This is a genomic window from Neobacillus sp. PS2-9, assembly GCF_030915525.1.
Lineage (GTDB): Bacteria > Bacillota > Bacilli > Bacillales > Cytobacillaceae > Neobacillus.
The window spans coordinates 2,379,783-2,400,256 of the sequence record NZ_CP133269.1; the positions used below are offsets into that span (position 1 = coordinate 2,379,783).

General features: G+C 36.3%; 23 protein-coding genes. 18 read left to right on the forward strand and 5 right to left on the reverse strand.

Going from position 1 to position 20,474, the window contains the following annotated elements:
* Nucleotides 1–79 precede the first annotated feature (79 nt).
* From RCG25_RS12005 to RCG25_RS12050, 10 genes are all read left to right on the forward strand, one after another.
* A complete protein-coding gene (locus RCG25_RS12005) occupies nt 80–811 on the forward strand; it encodes an iron-containing redox enzyme family protein (RefSeq protein WP_308083877.1) in 732 nt (243 codons plus the stop codon).
* Between the two features lie 138 nt (nt 812–949).
* Complete coding sequence (locus tag RCG25_RS12010; protein WP_308083878.1) at nt 950–2,431, forward strand: aldehyde dehydrogenase family protein; 1,482 nt, start codon at nt 950–952, stop codon at nt 2,429–2,431.
* Between the two features lie 27 nt (nt 2,432–2,458).
* Nucleotides 2,459–2,938, forward strand: coding sequence for a GlcG/HbpS family heme-binding protein (locus RCG25_RS12015; protein WP_308083879.1), 480 nt, complete (start codon nt 2,459–2,461; stop codon nt 2,936–2,938).
* Between the two features lie 73 nt (nt 2,939–3,011).
* On the forward strand, nt 3,012–3,638 hold the full coding sequence (locus RCG25_RS12020) for a chromate transporter (protein ID WP_308083880.1): 627 nt from the start codon (nt 3,012–3,014) through the stop codon (nt 3,636–3,638).
* Complete coding sequence (locus RCG25_RS12025; protein ID WP_308083881.1) at nt 3,635–4,165, forward strand: chromate transporter; 531 nt, start codon at nt 3,635–3,637, stop codon at nt 4,163–4,165. Before RCG25_RS12020 ends, RCG25_RS12025 begins: the two co-directional genes overlap by 4 nt.
* A 38-nt stretch (nt 4,166–4,203) precedes the next feature.
* Nucleotides 4,204–4,905: a GntR family transcriptional regulator gene (locus RCG25_RS12030; protein WP_308083882.1), complete on the forward strand. Its 702-nt coding sequence runs from the start codon at nt 4,204–4,206 to the stop codon at nt 4,903–4,905.
* Nucleotides 4,906–4,942: 37 nt separating this feature from the next.
* The gene (locus RCG25_RS12035) at nt 4,943–5,293 is read left to right on the forward strand and encodes a 2Fe-2S iron-sulfur cluster binding domain-containing protein (RefSeq protein ID WP_308083883.1); all 351 of its coding nucleotides are present in this window, start codon (nt 4,943–4,945) and stop codon (nt 5,291–5,293) included.
* Nucleotides 5,294–5,974: 681 nt separating this feature from the next.
* Nucleotides 5,975–6,355 (forward strand): hypothetical protein, encoded by a 381-nt coding sequence (locus RCG25_RS12040; protein ID WP_308083884.1) that lies wholly within the window; start codon nt 5,975–5,977, stop codon nt 6,353–6,355.
* Complete coding sequence (locus tag RCG25_RS12045; protein ID WP_308083885.1) at nt 6,345–6,833, forward strand: aminodeoxychorismate lyase; 489 nt, start codon at nt 6,345–6,347, stop codon at nt 6,831–6,833. The genes RCG25_RS12040 and RCG25_RS12045 overlap by 11 nt, the downstream gene beginning before the upstream one ends.
* A 257-nt stretch (nt 6,834–7,090) precedes the next feature.
* Complete coding sequence (locus RCG25_RS12050) at nt 7,091–7,654, forward strand: DUF2062 domain-containing protein (protein WP_308083886.1); 564 nt, start codon at nt 7,091–7,093, stop codon at nt 7,652–7,654.
* Nucleotides 7,655–7,695: 41 nt separating this feature from the next.
* Here RCG25_RS12050 and RCG25_RS12055 read toward each other — a convergent pair whose 3' ends face one another.
* The 4 genes from RCG25_RS12055 to RCG25_RS12070 form a co-directional block, all read right to left on the reverse strand.
* Nucleotides 7,696–8,055 (reverse strand): SET domain-containing protein, encoded by a 360-nt coding sequence (locus RCG25_RS12055; RefSeq protein WP_308083887.1) that lies wholly within the window; start codon nt 8,053–8,055, stop codon nt 7,696–7,698.
* A 149-nt stretch (nt 8,056–8,204) separates the two neighbouring features.
* Nucleotides 8,205–9,356 carry an SLC13 family permease gene (locus RCG25_RS12060; RefSeq protein ID WP_308083888.1) on the reverse strand — a complete coding sequence of 384 codons (1,152 nt, stop codon included), beginning with the start codon at nt 9,354–9,356 and terminating at the stop codon, nt 8,205–8,207.
* Between the two features lie 182 nt (nt 9,357–9,538).
* Nucleotides 9,539–10,579, reverse strand: coding sequence for a DUF3231 family protein (locus tag RCG25_RS12065; protein ID WP_308083889.1), 1,041 nt, complete (start codon nt 10,577–10,579; stop codon nt 9,539–9,541).
* Between the two features lie 126 nt (nt 10,580–10,705).
* Entirely contained in the window at nt 10,706–10,900 is a 195-nt protein-coding gene (locus RCG25_RS12070) for an alpha/beta-type small acid-soluble spore protein (protein ID WP_308083890.1), read from the reverse strand.
* A 257-nt stretch (nt 10,901–11,157) separates the two neighbouring features.
* Between RCG25_RS12070 and RCG25_RS12075 the strand changes: the two genes are divergently transcribed.
* The 6 genes from RCG25_RS12075 (at nt 11,158) to RCG25_RS12100 (ending at nt 18,019) form a co-directional block, all read left to right on the forward strand.
* Nucleotides 11,158–12,576 carry a spore germination protein gene (locus RCG25_RS12075; protein WP_308084163.1) on the forward strand — a complete coding sequence of 473 codons (1,419 nt, stop codon included), beginning with the start codon at nt 11,158–11,160 and terminating at the stop codon, nt 12,574–12,576.
* A gap of 14 nt (nt 12,577–12,590) precedes the next feature.
* The gene (locus RCG25_RS12080; RefSeq protein WP_308084164.1) at nt 12,591–13,685 is read left to right on the forward strand and encodes a GerAB/ArcD/ProY family transporter; all 1,095 of its coding nucleotides are present in this window, start codon (nt 12,591–12,593) and stop codon (nt 13,683–13,685) included.
* On the forward strand, nt 13,678–14,751 hold the full coding sequence (locus RCG25_RS12085; RefSeq protein ID WP_308083891.1) for a Ger(x)C family spore germination protein: 1,074 nt from the start codon (nt 13,678–13,680) through the stop codon (nt 14,749–14,751). Before RCG25_RS12080 ends, RCG25_RS12085 begins: the two co-directional genes overlap by 8 nt.
* 67 nt (nt 14,752–14,818) lie before the next feature.
* A complete protein-coding gene (locus tag RCG25_RS12090) occupies nt 14,819–15,115 on the forward strand; it encodes a hypothetical protein (RefSeq protein WP_308083892.1) in 297 nt (98 codons plus the stop codon).
* Nucleotides 15,116–15,271: 156 nt separating this feature from the next.
* A complete protein-coding gene (locus RCG25_RS12095; protein ID WP_308083893.1) occupies nt 15,272–16,462 on the forward strand; it encodes a MalY/PatB family protein in 1,191 nt (396 codons plus the stop codon).
* A gap of 432 nt (nt 16,463–16,894) precedes the next feature.
* On the forward strand, nt 16,895–18,019 hold the full coding sequence (locus RCG25_RS12100) for an NAD(P)/FAD-dependent oxidoreductase (RefSeq protein WP_308084165.1): 1,125 nt from the start codon (nt 16,895–16,897) through the stop codon (nt 18,017–18,019).
* A 66-nt stretch (nt 18,020–18,085) separates the two neighbouring features.
* On the opposite strand, the gene RCG25_RS12105 is transcribed toward RCG25_RS12100, so the two are convergent.
* Nucleotides 18,086–18,361, reverse strand: a complete 276-nt coding sequence (locus RCG25_RS12105) for a hypothetical protein (protein ID WP_308083894.1) — start codon at nt 18,359–18,361, stop codon at nt 18,086–18,088.
* Between the two features lie 275 nt (nt 18,362–18,636).
* Here RCG25_RS12105 and RCG25_RS12110 point away from each other — a divergent pair, with 275 nt between their 5' ends.
* Together RCG25_RS12110 and RCG25_RS12115 are read left to right on the forward strand one after the other, a co-directional pair.
* On the forward strand, nt 18,637–19,236 hold the full coding sequence (locus tag RCG25_RS12110) for a kinase (protein ID WP_374121049.1): 600 nt from the start codon (nt 18,637–18,639) through the stop codon (nt 19,234–19,236).
* Between the two features lie 538 nt (nt 19,237–19,774).
* Nucleotides 19,775–20,458: an NUDIX hydrolase gene (locus RCG25_RS12115; RefSeq protein WP_308083896.1), complete on the forward strand. Its 684-nt coding sequence runs from the start codon at nt 19,775–19,777 to the stop codon at nt 20,456–20,458.
* Nucleotides 20,459–20,474 lie beyond the last annotated feature (16 nt).

A 20,474-nucleotide genomic window follows, 5' to 3' on the forward strand; every position in this document is an offset into this window, starting at 1 on the left:
TTTAACTAATTTGGTATACAAAATATCAAATACCAAGAAAAACATTGGTACCTACATAAAAAAAGAGGAGGAGTTTCAGTTGACAGAATTATTATCAAAAGATGAATTTCGCAAGGAATTAGAAGAAGCTATAAAAGGAAATCATAGCCAGAAGGCTCCATTCACAGTAGCTTGGGCCGAGGGAAGACTTGAAAGAAAACATTTTGCTAGTTGGGCTGAAAATCATTACCACTATGTAGGACCGTTTGCAGATTACTTAGCTTATATTTATCACAATACTCCAAGCGATCCAAAATTCGAATCGGCAAAAGACTTTACATTACAAAACATGTATGAAGAAGAAATTGCTGCAGATCGCCATACTGATTTACTCATTCGTTTTGCTGAAGCATGTGGTACAACAAGAGAACGCATTATCGATCCGGCCAATATGGCGCCGACTACATTAGGGTTACAAAGCTGGTGCTACGCGGTTGCGGCGAGGGAAAATTTCGTTGTAGCAACAGCAGCATTAGTTGTAGGGTTAGAATCTCAAGTGCCTGATATCTATAGAAAGCAGACTCCAGCATTACGCGAACAATATGGATTTACGGATGAAGAAATTGAATTCTTCGACTTACACATCGTATCTGATGAGATCCATGGTGAGCGTGGATACAAAATTGTTCTAGACCATGCGGATACTCCTGAATTGCAGCAACGATGCCTAGAAGTTGTACGGACTGGAGCAAAAATGCGCCGTATGTACATGGATGGGCTATGGAGAGAGTATTTAGAACAAGATTTAGGCGCGTTAGTTGAAGCGAAATAATAATCATATATAACGGATTTAAATGAATCATTGTGAATCCGTCCCTTTGACAGGCCGTCATTATAATCTTGTAGTTTAGAGGTTTAATTGACGGCCATTTTTATAAAATAATCCCTGTTTTATAGGATTAAATCAATCATGAAAAAGGTGATCGTAGTGCTTACAACAAAAGTAGCAACCTTCAATAATTATATTAATGGAGAATGGCAAGAATCAGTAAGCAAGAAAACGTTTAATAGTGTGAACCCAGCCAATAACGAAGATATTGTCGGCAGTTTCCAAGCATCAAACGAACAGGATGTCCAATTAGCAATTGAATCTGCCCAAACGGCCTTTCCTAGCTGGTCTCAAACTGCACCATCAAAACGGGCGTCCATCTTAAATCAAGCGGCAAGTTTTTTAGAACAAAATGTTCAATCCCTTGCTGAAGAGTTAACTAGAGAAGAAGGTAAGCACGTTGATGATGCCAAGAATGAAGTGTTACGTTCTGCGCAAACTCTTCGGTATTATGCAGTAGAAGGTCAAAGCTTTACAGGGGAGACCTTTCCAAATGATGACTCAAATATGAAAGTTTCAACCGAAAGAGAACCACTTGGAGTAGTGAGTGTAATTACTCCTTGGAACTTTCCACTTTCTATTCCTGCTAGAAAAATTGCTCCTGCATTAATCACAGGAAATACGGTTGTTTTTAAACCTTCTTCTGATACTCCACTGATCGCCTTACGTTTAGTCGAAGCATTGGATAAGGCTGGAATTCCTAAAGGTGTTATTAACTTTGTAACAGGAAAAGCATCTAACGTAGGTGATTTGTTGGTGACGCATCCTTCTGTTCGGGCAGTGACTTTTACAGGATCAACAGCAGCAGGGGAAGATATTCATAAAAAGGCAGGATTTACGACCCGTACACAAATGGAGCTTGGAGGGAAAAATCCGTTAATTGTTATGGATGATGCCGACCTCAATCTAGCAGCTACGTTGGTTGTTAACGGAGGGTTTTCCTTAACGGGGCAAGCATGTACAGGAACCAGCAGGGTCATTGTTTTAAGAGATGTTAAAGACGAATTCGTTCAAAAACTTGTGGAAAAGACTAGTGCCCTTAAAATAGGACATGGTTTTGAGCCTGGTGTTAAAATTGGGCCGCTTGCGAATGAAAAGCAATTGAAAAATGTCTTGAAATATGTGGAATATGGAAAACAAGATGGTGCGACATTGGAATACGGTGGGGACCATTTAACTTCTGGTGAATACCAAAAGGGATTTTATGTTAAGCCAGCAATTTTTACAAATGTTAACCCCAATTCCCGAATTGCGATGGAAGAGATCTTTGGTCCGGTTGTGGCTGTGATAGAAGTAGATACATATGAAGAAGCTATCGCTATTGCAAATGATGTCGAGTACGGCTTGTCTGCCTCAATCGTGACGAATAATCTAAAGATTGCCAACCAATTTACTAAGGACATACAAGCAGGGACAGTAAAAGTGAATCGCACTACAACCGGTAATTTAATGAATGCACCTTTTGGAGGTCTAAAAAAATCAAGCACGTCCACCTTCCGGGAGTCAGGAAGAGTTGGTTTAGAATTTTTCACTCAATTAAAAACTGTGTATATGGGTTATTAAAAAATTCTTATAGTAAGGAGATTTTACATGAAATCAGTTCTAAAATTAGAATTAGAAGAAGCTAAATTAATGATAGAGGCTGCGAAAAAGAGGTCAGAAGAAATCAATGTCCTTGAAACAATTGCTATTTGTGATGACGGGGGAAACCTACTTGCTCTTGAACGAATGAATGGAGCACGTATTACAGGACCAGAGATTGCGATTGCTAAAGCCTACACTGCTGCAGGACATAAACGCTCCACCCATTTATTTAACAAAGAACCTAATGGTCCTGCCCTTCCAGGAAATGAAGCATTTGGAATCCAAATGATGCTCCCTGGAAAATTCGCTATTTTTGTAGGTGGTTTTCCTATTGTTGTAAATGGAGAAGTAGTAGGTGGAATTGGTGTAAGTGGTGGAAACGGTGAGCAAGATACGGCCGTAGGAACAGCCGCACTACAAGCCTTACAAAGCTATTTGGCTAGTGCGGGGCTAGAAGTAATCACCTCGGCGGATATAAAAAAGTAATAGAATTAGGACCTCATTCAGGAGATAGGTATAGGCTGAATGGGGTCTTCAAACTACTACTCTCAAATTAATAATGAAAAGGTATAAAAAGGGGGAGAGTCAACTGAAAGCCTATCTGGAGTTAGCACTTGGATTTGCCCGCACTGGTGTAACCGGTTATGGGGGCGGCCCCTCGACTATACCGTTGATAGAGTTTGAGGCCGTCAAAAAATATAAATGGATGACAGAAGAAGAGTTTGTTGAGATTTTAGCCTTAGCTAATACCATGCCAGGCCCGATTGCTACTAAAATGGCAGCGTATATCGGATATAAAGTTAAAGGGTCTATTGGGGCAATAGTCGCCATCCTAACTCACATTCTTCCTTCTATTATTGGCATGATCGCTTTATTAGGTGTTCTTTATTCTTACAAGGATTCGCCCATTGTCAGCGGAATGGTCCAAGGAGTTACCCCTGTTATTGGCTTTATGTTAATCGAAATGGCGTATCGATTTTTCCAAAATGGTCGTAAAGGGTTAGGGTTACAAAAAATGGTTACTCTTTCAGTGGTATCTCTGGTCTTTGTTCAGTTCCTTGGTTTACATCCGGGAATCTTAATAGGTATTTTTCTAATCGTTGCCTACTTGATTGCAGATCGTAAAGAAAAAGCTGCTACAGGCACCACTGAGGTACTTATTCAGAGAAAGGAAAAAAGCTCATGATTTATTGGCACATCTTTTGGTCTTTTTTCATTGCTAATTTACTGGGTTACGGAGGGGGACCTGCGACCATTCCACTAATTCAAAATGAAGTGGTCAATCATTACCATTGGATGACCCTATCTGAGTTTGGAGATGTACTAGCAATAGCGAATGCCTTACCTGGTCCAATTGCAACTAAGATGGGGGGGTATATTGGTTTTCAGTTAGGAGGCTTTTTGGGGGCCATTATTGCACTAATTGCTACCATACTTCCTTCTGCTCTTGCTGTCATTTTATTATTTAAATTTGTAAATCTATTTAAAGGCTCTCCAAAGGTAACCTTAATGACAAGAGCAGTACAACCTATTATTGCCATCTTACTTGCCATAATGGCTTATCAGTTCTTTTTAACAGCATTTGAAAATAGTGGGATATTCCATTTAATCCTTTTGGCTGGGGTCAGTTATTTTGCTTTAATGAGATTCAAAATTCATCCCTCCTTATTAATTCTATGTGCATTAATATATGGCGGAGTATTTCTCTCGTAAGCTTTTGTAAAAACTATAAAAATAAGCAGGTGGAATAGATGGACATAAGATGGGAGGAAAATAATCTTTTATCGATTCGTGAACATGCCTATTTGTTTCTAAAGGAAATGATTTTGGAAGGCGAATTGAAGGCAGGTGACCGTTTAATTGAAAGAGAACTTGCAGGGAAATTAAACATAAGTAGAACGCCTATAAGGGAAGCATTATTCCGGCTTGAGTCTCAAGGCTTTGTTAAAACGGTTCCCAGGAAAGGGGTCGTCGTTTCGAATATTTCTGAAAGTGAAGTAATTGAGGTTTTTACAATCCTTGCTTCGTTAGAGGTTTTGGCCGTAAAGTTGGCAGCACAACGAATGGATCAAGAAACTCAGTTAGAACTAGAACAAAAGATTCAAGAACTGTTAGCATTAGAAAAGCAATCGGAAGAGGATTTTAATCTTGAACATATTCAGATGAACCGGTTGATAAATAAAGCATCTAAAAGTCCAAAATTATTCGAAATTTTATCTGGCCTTATCGATTATATACACATGGCAGCTAATATGGGCTACGAGACTCCAGGTAGAAGGAAAGAATCATTAAGAGAGCATATTGATATCATGAAAGCTTTAAGGGATAAAGAAACGGAATTAGCAGAGTATTTAATGAGAATCCATATTGAAAACTCTAAAAAAGCATATATCAACTATATAAAAAATATTAAAGAGAAAATGAATAGAAAAGATAAAGTGAAAAGCACTTAAAATAATTTAGATTAATATAAGGGAGGAAATAATCAATATGCCAAACATTCATTTCAAAAACAGTAATAAGCGATTAGAGGTTCCAGACAATTCAAATATTTTGAGAATGTCACTCCGTTATGATGGGGAGTTGCCTAATCGTTGCGGTGGAGGTATTTGTGGTACCTGCGTTTTTAAAGTTGAAGAAGGTTCTGAATATCTTGATAAGGTAAAGGTACAGGAACGAAGAAAATTAGGTGAAGAGTGGTTAGGAAATGGATATCGTCTCGGGTGTCAAACCTTTGTGACAAATGGGGATATTACGATTTCTTGGGATGAGGAAATTACCAAACAAGTAATTAAGAAAAAGCCGGAAAAGATTCAAAAAGAAGTATCATCCGTAAAATAAATCCAAGTAAAGAATATTAATCTATAAAACTTTCTATTTGGGGTGAGATCATGTGGGCATGTGACAGGCATATGAAAGAAATATTACCTTTCTTAGAAACTCCACATATTAGTAAAGCTTCCTATCAAATTAAATGTTCACTCTGTGATTGTCGTGCACTTGTAAAAATTTATTATACTCATCAGCCACTACAAATAAAAAAGAATAAAAAATTACGATCATTAGCCTAACAATAGTTTTGGGTGCAATAAATAAATCCACAAACCTTCCTAAACGGTTGGAAGGTTTGTGGATTTATTTTTTTGGCTTTGTTAAGTTGTCTGTTGATTTCCGTTCCAGGCACTTCGCTTTCCGCGGGCGTTCCGGGAGCCTCCTCGTCGTTCCTCCTGCGGGGTCTCCCGAGACCGCTACTCCCGCAGGAGTCTTCGCGCCTTCCACTCCAATCAACAGGGTATAAAAATCAACAATGTTCTTTAACATAACCATTTTTTCTATTACATCTATTCAGGAGTGGGTTTTTATAGAATATTATACCAGAGAAATGAATTCCTATTTCACCGTAATTTGTCAAATCCCTCCGACTTTCTACTTGTTTTTATGATTTAAATCGAAAAATTTGTCGTTTCGATGTATAATAAGGACTTGCAAATTTCTCTTTATAAGAAGGAGGGCGTTACTCTAATGGAATGGACATTAATTTCGTTATTTGTGGTTTCCGTACTACTGCTAATCTTTTCTATTCTTAAAACGAATCATGCTGCAAAAGTAGAGCATAAACAAATTGATTTAGCACATATTTCAACAATGAAGGAAATCAATGCGATTCAAGAAACGATTCGTAATATGGAACTTGACATGGAAGTGGTGATGAAAGAAGCAGGTGTTCAACTTTCTTCTAATGAAAAACTTTTCACGCGTGAAGTACTAGATTTATATAAACGAAATTATTCAGTTGAGAGCATTGCTGAAATGAAACAAGTAACAATAAGTGAAATTGAACAGCTGCTTATACCTTACCAACACTTAAAGGATGAAGGGAGAAAAGTTGCCAATGAGAATTAACTTATTAAGCAGCTTTGCAGCAGGTATTCTACTTACCACAAGTATTTGTAGCGTCGTGTACCTTACGAATGATCATGTATCTAAAAATACAAAGGTAACCGACAAAACCATAACCGTGCAACCATCTGTAAAAGAAATGGAAAAGAAGCTGGTAGCTAAAGGCTATATCGTACAAAAGAAAGCAGATTTTGATAAAAAGGAATCGACAACAAAGCAGACAGCAAAGGAAACGACAACAAAAAAGGCAGCAACAGAAAACGATAAGCCTTCTAAAACAGTAGTAACCGTTAACGTAACCGAGGGGATGACAAGTTTCGATGTAGGAAAAATGCTTATTCCATCTAAAATCGTTTCAGACGCTTTCGAGTTTTCTCAAATCATAGAGCAAAGAGGACTTTCCAACAAATTGCGGCCGGGGACATATGTAGTAGATACTGAAATGACATTCGACCAAGTTCTTTCAACTATTTTTAAGTAAAAAAAATCAATTACATCAATAAAAAGTACTAGGTTTTCAAATACCTAGTATTTTTTTATAGGCTTATAACTAGTTCAAAAAAAGAAAAAATTTAACAATGACATTATCGGTGTGATTTCGTTTACATTTCACAAAATGTGACTTATTATTTATTTATAGTGTAATGATAATGGCAAGGTAATTATTTAAGTAATAACCATCCAAGCTGAAATTATCTTCATTCTTTATAAATCTGTTGTTAAAGAGGAAGTAGGCATATGACCAATAAACGTAAAAAATATAATTTTATTCAGCGCTTAGGACGAGCGTTCAAGTATAATTTCATAAAACTGCTACGTTCACCAGGTGGGGCTCGAAAGGTATCGCTCGGATTTGCCATTGGCTTTGGTATGGAAATGGTTGTTCTTTCCTCTGCATCACTGATATATATATTGTTTTTGCCCGTTGTTCGACTTGCCAAAGGTTCCTTGCCAGCAGCAATTATTGGAAATGTTATTGGGAAACTTACCTTTCTCCCCGTACTGTTATTACCTTTTGCAAAAAAAATCGGGAAAATTATCTTTCCAATGAAGGTTAAATTAGGACATAATACTCCATTTTCCTTTCAAAGTTTATTACACGGTGATTTTCGAGGTGTAATCAGTCTTCTTCATGGAGGAGTCCACGTGTTAATTGGAATGGCAATTTTTGGGGTCGTATTTGGCGTAATTTCTTACTTCATTGTTCATTATTTTTACGAAAAAGAAAAAACGAAGCGACTAAATAGGATCTTAAATAAACAAGCACTTCGAAAAAAAAATCTTGAAAATAATTATATTTGAATAAAGAGGCTGTTATGAGTCAGCCTCTTTTTATCAATTTTTCAAAGGACATCAAACCAAATTTCTGAATCATCATCGGGGTCTCCATTGTAATTAACTTTGATTTCTTCTCCTTCCTTAATATCTGTGTAAGCAAAAAAGTCAATTGTTTTCTCCTTTTTTCGGAGTTTGTATAAAGCATTTGGTGTATAGGAGTGGTTAAATAAAGAACCATATCCCAATGCTAAAGCACAGTCTTCTCCCCACCAAAATACATAGTCCATCAATATGGTCTTTTTTAAATTTTTGTACTCATTCTTAGGAGATATAATGACTGGGGCTACATGAATAAGTTCGCCCTTCTGGATATCCCGGGTTGCAAATATGCCTCTACCGTATTTACATTTCTTCACTTCAAACACTTTTTATACACCACCATCATTCAAACTCTTGTTCGGCAAAATCACGGTAAGATTTTTCTACTAATCTATGCTCACCAAGTTATATTTGTTTGGGTCCTTCCATAACGAAAAAGAAAAAAGCCGTTTTCTCATTCGAGAAGACAGCTTTCTTACAAAATATCTAGAATAATAAAAATTAAATATTGAGCACTGGCCAAAAATGCTAAAAATGCGAAATTATATATGCTGAATTTAATAAGATAATTTTTACTTTCATTTGGGTTTGCCTGATTAAACAGTTTAAAGGAAATAACACTGGCCAATGAAGCAATTATCGTTCCTAATCCGCCCACATTTACACCAAGCAGTAATGGTTTCCAGTCTGTAGAGAATTGTGCAAGTAGAATCGAAGCAGGAACATTACTAATCAATTGGCTTAACCCAATCGAACTAAAATAGACGGAAGAAGGATCTTTCATACTCATACTTGCAAAGGTCTGTACAGCCGTTGTACTGGAAATATTTCCGATAAAAATAAAAAAACAAACAAAAGTAATTAACAGAAGATAATCAATTTTTAATAGAAGAGTAGCGTTAACAATACACGCTGTTCCGAGTGTAATGAAAAGTGCGATAGGATAACTGATTACACCAAATATCGATGCAATGATGATGACTAACACTATTCCCCAAACGATTGCCTTTTTTGGATCTCCAACAGTAACAGGATATAAATCAACTTTTATTTCTTTTGGCTCGAGTCTTTGAAAAAGGAAATAAAGAGTTCCTATACCCAGCACAGCAATAAAGGAGACAGCCATGAAGAACGGCATGGGTTTTAAACCGTAAAAAGAATAAATAAACAAATTTTGTGGATTCCCCATTGGAGTTAAGCTGCTTCCAATATTAGCGGCAATGGTTTGTAAAATAATGGTGTCAATCATATTTATTTTGGTCTTTTTACTAATTAAAAGGGTTAAGGGTACAAAAGTAAGTAAAGCAACATCATTTGTTACTAACATTGAGCTAAAGAAGCAAAATAGAATAAGAATGCCTGAGACACTTTTACTATTTTTACTTTTATTCAAAATAGATATCGCAAATTTGTCTAGTACCTTTAATTCTTCTAAAGCTTTTATAGCAAGCATCAAATTAAACAAACTTATCAAAACATGAAAATTAATATATTCAATTTTGGGTAAATGAATGAAACAACTTATAGCTGCTAAGATAAAGGAGATCGTAAAAACCAGGTCTTTTTTTAATAGACTAAAATTCAAATTCGGACTTTTTTTCTGCTGAATGACGACAGATTCCTTCACGAGTACACCACCGATTACAATTCTAGGCTTGTTATATTAATCCAGTAAACTATTTAATATATGTACCTTATCAAATTTAATAACAAACCATAGACTACGATAAATTCAATATCTATCCTTGTCAATAAGCAGGTGATTAAAAAAAGCCGTTTCTTTTAAGATCACGGCTTTTAATGGGGTGCTTACAACAAATCTTCTCTATCAGCAGCTTGTGGTGGCTGTTCCATCCAGCCATTTTCAATCAGGATATTAGCACCATCATCGACAAACAAAGCTATGCTCTTGAGTGAGCGCGCATACAGCAAGCTTATATCTCGTCGCCCATTTACTGCTACTGAATTTCCAAATGCTCTTATTTTCATTGAAAACATATCCACTTTGTGAAAGAGCATGAGTTTGTCTGAAAAAGGAGCAATCTTCGATTCCGTTACCAAATGATCTAAAAGTGATGGAGAGGGTAAGTTATCTTTATGAAGTTTTTCTTTATAACTGGACACTGCTCTATCTGTGATTTCAGTCCCCCGAATAAACAACTGTTTGACTTTTTCGTTTCTGGCAACTTGGCTAAATGCTAGTATCAATGCTTTACTTGTGACATTGTTTTCAATATTATCGTAAAGGTGAGTGACTTCTAGTGCATGTAGAGGTCTAACTTTACCCATAAACCCATGTAAAAAACTTTGGTCCTTAACAAAGTCCACTTTATCGGGAATGGGAAGAATAGGTGGTTTAATAATTAGCCCCTTTGTCATTAAAATATCATTTATTTGTGTTAAAAGAGCAATGGTACAAGAATTACAATATATAACAAAATCTCTAATATCCTCACGTAACACGATTGGAAGTGCAACGCCATATATACTCATACCTGCCTTTGCAGCATACTTTATATAATGAACATAAAATTCTTCTTCAAATAGCCGAGGAGCTTTCAAATTAACATCATCTTTTGTAAAACCTTTTGGAATAGGAAAGTTATCTTTATTTAGTATTTGTTCAATTCTTCGCATAAAATCCTCAGTTAAATAAAAAGCATTTTCTACTAAGGTCTTAATTAAATCATCTTCAACGTGTTGCAGGAAGTATTGTAATATTTTATTTGACATACTATTGCCAACGTAAGTTGCCCAAAGTTTTGCCATTTCCGGAGCGGTTAATTTTGCACTCGTCTGCGTTTGAATTGGACGTAAGTTAATCGGTTTAATGGGTTGATTCAATTCCATCTAATAGTCCCCTTAGCTCTTTTTTCTTAGTTTTTTCTAAGAATTGAAAGTTATGCTAATTTTGCTGAGTAAATAATTAAAGGAAGAGGCTGCCATTTTGGCAGCCTCTATTTTGGAAATCACAAGTTATTGACCTTGTTGATTTCTTAATGTTTGTTCAGCGTAAGCGACAAGACGTTTTGTCATTTCACCGCCTACGGAACCGTTTGCTCGTGCGGTTGTATCAGCACCAAGTTGAACTCCAAACTCGCTGGCGATTTCTTCCTTCATTTGATCCAGAACATTCTCTGCACCAGGAACCAAAAGTTTGTTTCTTGCCATGATACATCACTCCCGACGAAGTTTTTTGAGCAATTAAAAATTGCTCGTGTTTAATTTAACCGATTAAAAAAAACATAATGGTAGAAAATAATGGTTAAAGAAGAAAAAGGTAGAAAGAAAGATGTGAAGGTATGTTCAAAAGAAAACCAAAATTTCACCTACCAATTGATACCCAGGTAAAGGAAACATCAAAAGATTCCAATCAATCTAATGAAAAGACTGAGTCGAAAAATGCCTTTGAATTAATTAAAACATCGATGAAATCAGATGACTTTGTTCACTACTGTTACCCAGTACAGAACCACCATTACTGGATTTCTTATTATCAAACTATTGTGGATCCAGATGTTTTACATAAAGATATTATGTGTTATTTAGAAAAAACAAGCGGAAACTCACTAGAAAGTGTAAAATCGGTCATTCCAATAGAGAATATCATTATTACAAGTGATGTCAACACAATAAGAAATAAACTGCATTCAGGTTACGTAGTAATTCAATTAGAAGGTTATGATCCTTCCTGTTTGTTGGTTCAATCAGAATCCCATCAGTCTCGTACCATTTCCATGCCAGAAGTGGAGTTTTCAGTTGTAGGGCCGAAGGAAGCATTCGTAGAAGCTTTAAATATTAATATCAATTTAGTGAGAAAAAGATTACCTGTTCAGGAATTGACAGTTAAGCAATTTGAAATTGGCAGATTATCTAAAACAAATATTGCTGTTTTGTATGTTGATGGTATTGCTAATGAGGAAAATGTCAATACGGTCATACAAAGGGTATCTGAGATTGATTTTGACCAAATTATCGACAGCTCCTTTATTACACAGATCATTTCAGATAATCATAAATCATTATTTCCACAATTAGTTGATACAGAAAGACCCGATCGTGTAGTTGCCGTATTGGCCGAGGGAAAGGTTGTCATTATTGTTGATGGCTCTCCTCATGCTTTAATTGGACCCACTTCTTTAGTGGAATTTTTCTCTGCCTTTGAGGATTATTATTTAAATCCATTAATTGCGTCAACTTTTCGAATCATTCGATTATTTGCCGTAAGCTTCTCCATCTTAGTTACTCCAATTTATGTGGCGGCGTTGACTTTTCATTATGAAATGATACCAAAGGATTTAATGGGGACACTTATTACTTCAAGAAGGGGAGTTCCACTCCCACCTATATTAGAAGCAGTTTTTCTCGAATTAACGATTGAACTATTAAGAGAAGCGGGTGCCAGACTTCCAACAAAGGTAGGACAAACAATTGGTATCGTTGGAGGGATTGTAATTGGGACCGCTTCAGTTGAAGCTGGTTTAACTAGTAATGTCCTTCTAATTATTGTTGCTCTGGCTGCCCTTGCGTCGTTTACGACTCCTGTTTATCAAATGGGTAACACGATTCGTTTACTCCGCTTTCCGTTTCTATTATTTGCTAATATTTATGGAATGCTTGGTGTGGTTATTTGCTTTTGTTACATGTTAACCCATTTACTTAGATTAACTTCATTAGGGAGACCATTTTTAGAGCCGTTATATCCTAGTCGTTTACAAGATCTAAAAGATGCGATCTTTAGGTTTCCGTTCTCAGCTAGTGCTAAGAGACCTATTAAACTCCAAACAGAAAATCCATTACGTTTTAATCCCAAAAAAGCAAAAGAAAATAAAGATGTTGATGAGTGATTGGTGTGAAAAAAATGCAATCAACTGTTGAAGAAAGATTCCAGGTTTCACCTTATCTAGTTTTTTTCTTAGTTAATTCCATTCAAATTGGAGTGGGGATTCTTACATTTCAATCTGAAATTGTAAGATGGGCTGGAAATGATGCCTGGATTTCGATTTTACTAACTGGTACGTTTATACACGTTTTGATTTGGATGATGTTTCACGTGTTAAATAAAGAGGGTACGGATGTCCTAGCCATTAATCAAAAAATTTTTGGAAAATGGATTGGTAACTTATTGAATATTGCTATACTGCTTTATTTTCTTTTAATTGCTATTGTGGTCATCAGAGTTTATTTTGAAGTCATTCAGGTTTGGATGTTTCCAAGAATTAGTTTATTTTCATTATGCTTGTTTTTTCTGCCACTACTTTACTACATAGTAGAAGGTGGTTTTAGAATAGTGACTGGTATTTGTTTTTTTGGAGTCACACTGCCTTTATATTTAGTTTTGACTTTATTGTTTCCATTACAATTTGCGCATGGTGAAAACTTACTTCCTATTTGGAACCATTCGATTAAGGAAATCTTGTTATCATCGAAAGGGATGGTTATTAGCTATATAGGGTTTTCCACCCTATTTATTTATTATCCTTTTATTAAAGAACCAAAAAAATCGCAGAAATGGGCACAATTTGGTATTGCATTTAGTACGTTTCTTTATTTATCCACTTATCTTGTCACAATCATATTTTATAGTGAAGAACAATTAATATCGAATCTTTGGCCGACGTTAGGTTTGTGGAAGATTATGAAAATGCCTTTTGTCGAACGCTTTGAATATATAGGAATCAGTTCATGGGCATTAGTGATACTCCCTAACATTTCTTTAGCTTTATGGTGTTTTATGAGAGGAATGAAACGGATTTTTGGTGTGAAACAACGAATCATTTTGCTGATTGCTTTAATGATCATATTAAGTATGGTGACATTAATAAAAGGGTATAACCAAATACGACAACTAAGTGAGATACTATCATATGGAGGATATATCATGATGGGAGGATACATACCATTCATTTTTATCAGTCACTTTATTTATAGCAAGGTGAAAAAACAAAATGAATAAAAATCACTTACTCATATTTTACTTTATCATTCTATTGGTAGTATCAGGTTGTTCGTCAGAACAGAATATCATTGATGATATCGATTTAGTGACAGCTGTTGGCTATGACTATATTGATGAAAATCACGTAAGAGGAACCGTGTCTATTCCTATTTTTAAGCCTGATAAATCTATTACTAGCGGAACATATTCAAATATCTCAACCTTGCTACGAGAAAATCGTGCAAAGCTGGATTCCGAATCTAATAAACCATTATTAAGCGGAAGACTAGAGATTGCCTTATATAATGAAGAGCTTGCCAAGCATGGAATATATGATTACCTCGATTACCTTAATAGAGACCCTAGTGTCGGTTCACATGTTTTTCTTGCAGTGGTTGAGGGAAATGCAAAAGATTATCTTACAAAAAAATACGAAACACAGGATACAGGCATCTATATTTCCGGTATCCTTGAGAAAAATATTAAAGGAGGGACCATTCCAAAGACAAATTTACATCAGATGCTCTATAAGTATTATTCAAAAGGTGCTGATTTGTTTCTACCCCTATTAGTATTAAAGGATGATAAGGTTAAGATTAACGGAATGGCTTTATTTAAGGGAGATAAATACGTTGGTAAAATCTCGTTTAAAGAACTTTTTGCCTTTAAAACTCTTGTTGAAGACTATAAATTTGGAATATTACCACTGCATGTTCAAAAATTCTCAGCAGATCTAGAAAATATAAAATCAAAAAGACATTATCAGGTGGATAACACAGGTTCGATTCCAAAAGTAAACATTGATATTAAGGTAGAAGGAGTAATTAGGGAATATAAAGGAACAAAAATGAATCACGAAGTTATACAAAGATTGGAGAATCAATTTGAGAAGCGGTTAAATAAAGATTATCAACGCATTATTTCAAGGACTCAAACATTAAAGGTTGATTCCCTTGGAATTGGAGATATCTTAAATAGTCGAATAAGAAACTTTGATTTTAAAAGATACAAGGATTACTATCCAGAAATGAGCATCGAAGCAAAGGTAAAAGTCAACATTACTGAGTATGGAGTTACACAATAAAAAAAACTTAATCATATTCTATTCAATCTGGGAAAAGGTAACTATAAATATGATTGGAGGGAATTGCATGATTAATCAAAATACTTCAAATAGTACCTTTCCTATAATTAACCCTGGCCTTTCAAGCGACGTGGATTCAAAATTAAATGAAGATCGCTATGATGTTTATGTAAACGATAATTTCGTTGGACACAAAGCATTAAAGACACAAGGAGAAGAACTGTCAGATATTGATGACTTTTTACGTAACCAAGGTTTCAATAGTTTCTCCTCTTCATTAGACGGAGACCACTATACTATTCAAGCGAAGGAAAAAGTGGACGATATTGCAAACGCATTGTCCATTTATTTTCAAAATCGCTAAAAATACATCTGCATTTGTTAAATGGTGAAATTTCCGCGCTCTAAACACTAGGTCTTAATGATACCTGGTGTTTTTAAATTTACTATTACATAACCATTTGTTTTGAAGGTAAATTCTAGTAACTTTTGTTAAAATAACATAAAAAGGAGGGTTTTCATGAAATATAATTTTGATGAAATCGTCAACCGCAGAGGTACCTATTCCGTTAAATGGGATGGTGGTGAGTTAATTAAAAAGATGGGCCTAACGGAGAGGTATGATGAAAACACCATTCCATTATTTACAGCTGACATGGATTTACCCGTACCTCAACCATTAATCGACGCTTTACATAAGACGGTAGACCATCGAATATTTGGTTATTCCATTTTTCCTAATGAGTATTTTGAAGCGATTCAACATTGGTTCAAAAAGAGGCATGATTGGGAAATTCAGAAGGAAGACATCCTCTTTAGCCCTGGTACCGTGCATGCACTGACTGTTGCTGTAAGGGCCTTTACCCAGCCAGGAGATGGGATAATTATTCAACGTCCGGTTTACCCTCCATTTACATCCGCCATTGAAGCGAATGGCAGAGAACTATTAAACAACGCTCTTATATGTAATGAAGACGGCTATTATCAAATTGATTTTGCAGATTTTGAAGAAAAAGCAAAAGATGAAAAGACAAAAATGTTTATTTTGTGTAATCCTCAAAATCCAACAGGAAGAATCTTTAACCAGGATGAACTTAGAAGATTATCGGAGATTTGTGAAAAAAATAATGTGCTTATTATTGCAGATGAAATTCATGGAGATCTCACTCGACGAAATCAAATATTCATACCTATTGCAAAAGCTTCTGATCAGCAGGAGCATATTATTACTTTTACTGCCATCAACAAAACGTTTAATGTTGCTGGACTTCATTGTACGAACGTAATCATATCGAATCCAGAACATAGGAAAACATTCGGTAGCGTCATGGGCATGCATTTACCTTCCCCATTTACCGTTTCAGCTCTTATAGCGGTTTACCATGAGGGAGAGGATTGGTTAGAGCAATTGAAGGAATATATTGATGGGACAATGGAGTGGGTAGTTGAATTCTTGGCCGAAAGAATGCCGATGGTAAAAGTGAGAATTCCTGAAGGAACCTATATCATGTGGATGGATTTTAGCGGTTATGGATTAACACCAGAAGAAGTTCATGATCGAATCTATAATAAAGCAAATGTCTTACTTGAAGACGGAAAAATGTTTGGGGAGGAAGGCTTGCATTTCCAAAGAATTTGTATTCCTTCACCAAGACCGATTATTAAAGAAGCATTTGAACGTATCGCACGGGAATTTGAAGATTTAAAGTAGGATTCTTTCATTACTAGCTGAAGTAAATGTATGGTATTTCTGACCCGAGGGAATAGTATTCTTGATGGTTGGAGCAACATTGATTAAGCAAAAGCGTGGTGTGGGTAATGATAGAATTTCCTAAAAACCTATATTGTGAAAAGTGTGGAAAAGAAACAGAGCACATCGTACGGGAAGATGCATTAGAAATTGAATATATTTGTAATGAATGCAAGAAAGAACAAAACATCAATAAGTCTTTTTTTTAAGTAAGTATTCAAGGTGAGACGTGGTATATTATTAATCAGTTGATGGTAATACCTAAAAAAAATGCCTGGCAGTAGTTTGGTCTGACTGTCAGGTATTTCTGTGTTTATTATGGTTTAACTATGAAAAGTAATTATTTTTGATAGAATACTACTAATGACATAATTAAAATGAAAAAGGTGATTTATTCTGAAAGTAATTGTCATTGGTGCAGGGATTCTCGGTGCGTCTACCGCGTATCACTTAACAAAACTTGGTGCAGATGTCACGCTGGTGGATCGGGGGGATGCAGGTCAAGCAACGGATGCAGCAGCAGGAATTGTTTGTCCATGGCTGTCACAGCGGCGGAACAAAGCTTGGTATCAACTGGCAAAAGGTGGGGCTCGGTATTATCCTGAATTAATTGCTCAGCTAGAGGCAGACGGGGAAAAAGAGACAGGATATAAACGTGTTGGAGCAATTAGTCTTCATTCTGACATAAATAAGCTCGAACAAATGGCAGAACGAGCGCGAAAACGTCGAGAGGAAGCACCTGAAATAGGTGATATTACGATCTTATCGCCAGCAGAAACAAAACAACTTTTCCCACCTCTGTCAGAGGAATTTGGGTCTGTACATGTAAGTGGAGGGGCGCGTGTAAATGGAAGAGCATTGCGTGAATCCCTAATACGATCATCAATAAAACATGGAGTAACCTTTTTAAGAGGCGATGCGTCTATAGTTAGGGAGGAAACCCGAGTCATGGGTATCAAGGTGGGGGCTGAAACAATTTTGGCAGACCTTGTTATCGTCACTGCTGGTGCATGGTCTAAAGAGCTGCTACGTCCTTTAGGGGTTCAATTTTTAGTTACTCCACAAAAAGCACAAATTGTTCATCTTGAATTACCAAAATCAAATACGAGCCAATGGCCCGTCGTAATTCCCCCAAGTAACCATTACATATTAACCTTTGAGGATGGGCGTGTTGTGGTAGGTTCTACTCATGAAAATGAAGCTGGATTCGACAACCGAATTACGCCAGGTGGAATAAATGAAATTTTAAGTAAGGCTTTAGAAGTGGCTCCTGGTTTATCGGAAAGTACCTATCTAGAAACGAGAGTAGGTTTCCGACCGTTCACCCCTGGGTTTTTACCAGTGGTGGGAGCGTTACCTAACTTTGATGGTATATATCTTGCTAATGGTTTAGGGGCATCCGGTTTAACAAGTGGCCCGTATCTCGGGGCAGAACTGGCTAAGCTTGTCTTAGGCAGACGAACGGAAATAGACATGGGTTGCTATGATGTAGCTGGTGCAACTTCCACTATAGAATAAGTAAAATAAAAGCACCCAATTGGGTGCTTAATAAATAGGATTGGTCCTATTCTAGCGTGTTGGAAATTAGTATGGGTACGGATAGGGGTAAGGATATGCAGGGTAGGTTGGATATGCTGGATATGCTGGTACTGGGTATCCAACAGGTGTGCCGGCTGCGGCACCAAGAGCTAAGCCTGTAAGAGCACCTGTTGCAAATCCTGGATAAAATCCACCCCCACCATATCCCCAACCACCATGACCGTGATAATGTCCATAACCGTGTCCCCAACCACCATGTCCATGTCCATAACCGCCATGAACGGGTCTAAAATCATTAATCAAATTCATATTAGTATTCATATTTACCACCTTTTCATTCAAATTTGTTGATGGAATATCATATGGGTAAATGTATAAAAAGGTTTTATTTTTTGGCTGTGTTAATGAATATTATTAATTTTTATACCCTGTTGATTGGAGCGGAAGGCACGAAGACTCCTTTGGGAGTATGGTTCAGGGGAGACCCCGCAGGCGCAAGCGCCGAGGAGGCTCGCCGAAACACCCACGGAAAGCGAAGTGCCTGGAGCGGAAATCAACAGGCAAGTTTAACAGAGCCTTTTTTTTAAAAAGGATGTATGAGCATGAATGAGCAAATCAAAAAGATAGTGAGTAAAATTCCCAAGCTTGAGGAAGGGAAGCGATTTATTATAGGTATAGATGGATTAAGTCGCTCTGGAAAGACAACATTAGTAAAACATATAAGCCAAATGTTAACAGAAAAAAAACTACCTTTTTATGTGTTTCATATAGATGATCACATTGTCGAAAGGGACAGGAGATACAATACAGGTCATGAAGAGTGGTTCGAATATTATCAATTACAATGGGATATTCAGGGGTTAAGGGATCAACTTTTTGAAAAAATAAAAGGTTCTCATTCATTTAAACTTTCATTCTACCAAGAAGAATCAGATACGCAAATGACCAAACAGATTAACCTTCCCGATCCGTGTGTCGTCATTATTGAGGGCGTTTTTCTACAGCGGAAAGAATGGAGTAATTATTATGATTTTCTTCTCTATCTAGATTGCCCTAGAGAAAAAAGATTTCTAAGAGAAAGTTCAAACACGCAAAAGAATATAGAGAAATTAAAAAATAGATATTGGAAAGCTGAAGAGTTCTATCTTGGAACAGAACGCCCCATGGAGAAAGCCAATATGGTTTTTGTTTGTTAATAAAAGGGTCTGTTATTATTCCATATTGATTTTCGTGTAGGTATGAGAATTCATAAGCGGAGAATTTCCGGCTATTGTATATAGAGGACGCTTATGAAGCAGAAATAAGCGGAGATATTCCGGTTAACTACTCTAAATAAGACAAAATCCAACGATTTGGATCAAATAAACGGAAAAAATACCCTTATTTTTAAGGAAATAAGGGTATTTCCCAATTTAAGCGGAATTATTCCGTTTATTTTTCAAACACTGTGAAATCAACATACACCATACGACAATAAAAAGGATACATATGTCATCAAGGAATCAATCGGGGAAGTATTGTCACTTATTAATGCAAGTCTAGAGGAATAGAGCTTTCTTAAATTTAGTCAGCACGAATTGGCATGGGTTCTCCTCCATGCCGTTTTTTTATTCAGTAATCTAGAATTATAGGAAGGGAATATCTATTGTAAATGGAATATATAATGAATCAATAATCAATTTACTAAATTAACTTATATTGACAAATGTACTAAAGAAAGTGGAGGGACCTTTGATGGCTGTTATTCCTAGACCTGCATCAACTGTTGTATTAATGAACGATTTGTCTCAGGTCTACATGACCAAAAGACCAACAACCATGAAATTTTTTGGTGGTTATTGTGTTTTTCCTGGGGGTGCGGTAGATAAGACTGACTATGAAATTGATAGTCATTACATTAAGTATGGAAACCATGATGAGACCTTTCATCCTGCTTATTATGTAGCTGCAGCAAGAGAATTGTTTGAAGAAGTAGGGATACTACTTGTAAGTACTGGAGACGGAGCTCTTACTAATATAGAATCAGATAAGGTAAATAAATACCGTCGTCTTCTTCTGAATCGAGAAATGTCATTCCTAAATATGTTGGAACAAGAAGGATTTCAGCTGCAACTTGAAAACTTAACCTATTTTGGACATCTCGTTACACCAGAGGTTAACCCCATTCGATTTGATACAAGATTTTTTCTCACTCAACTGCCTACTGGACAATTTCCCAATCCTGATAGTAATGAGATTGATGAGGCCTTTTGGTTCTCTCCAGAAGAGGCAATATGCGCTCATCAAAATGGAGACATTTCGTTGGCTCCCCCAACCATTCTAGCACTTAAAACCATTATGAACTTCAATAAAGGCGGCCCTTTAATGATGCCAGATCTAGAAACTGCAAAAAAATGGTTGATAGAAAATAAAAATTAAATAGAACGGTTGTTCG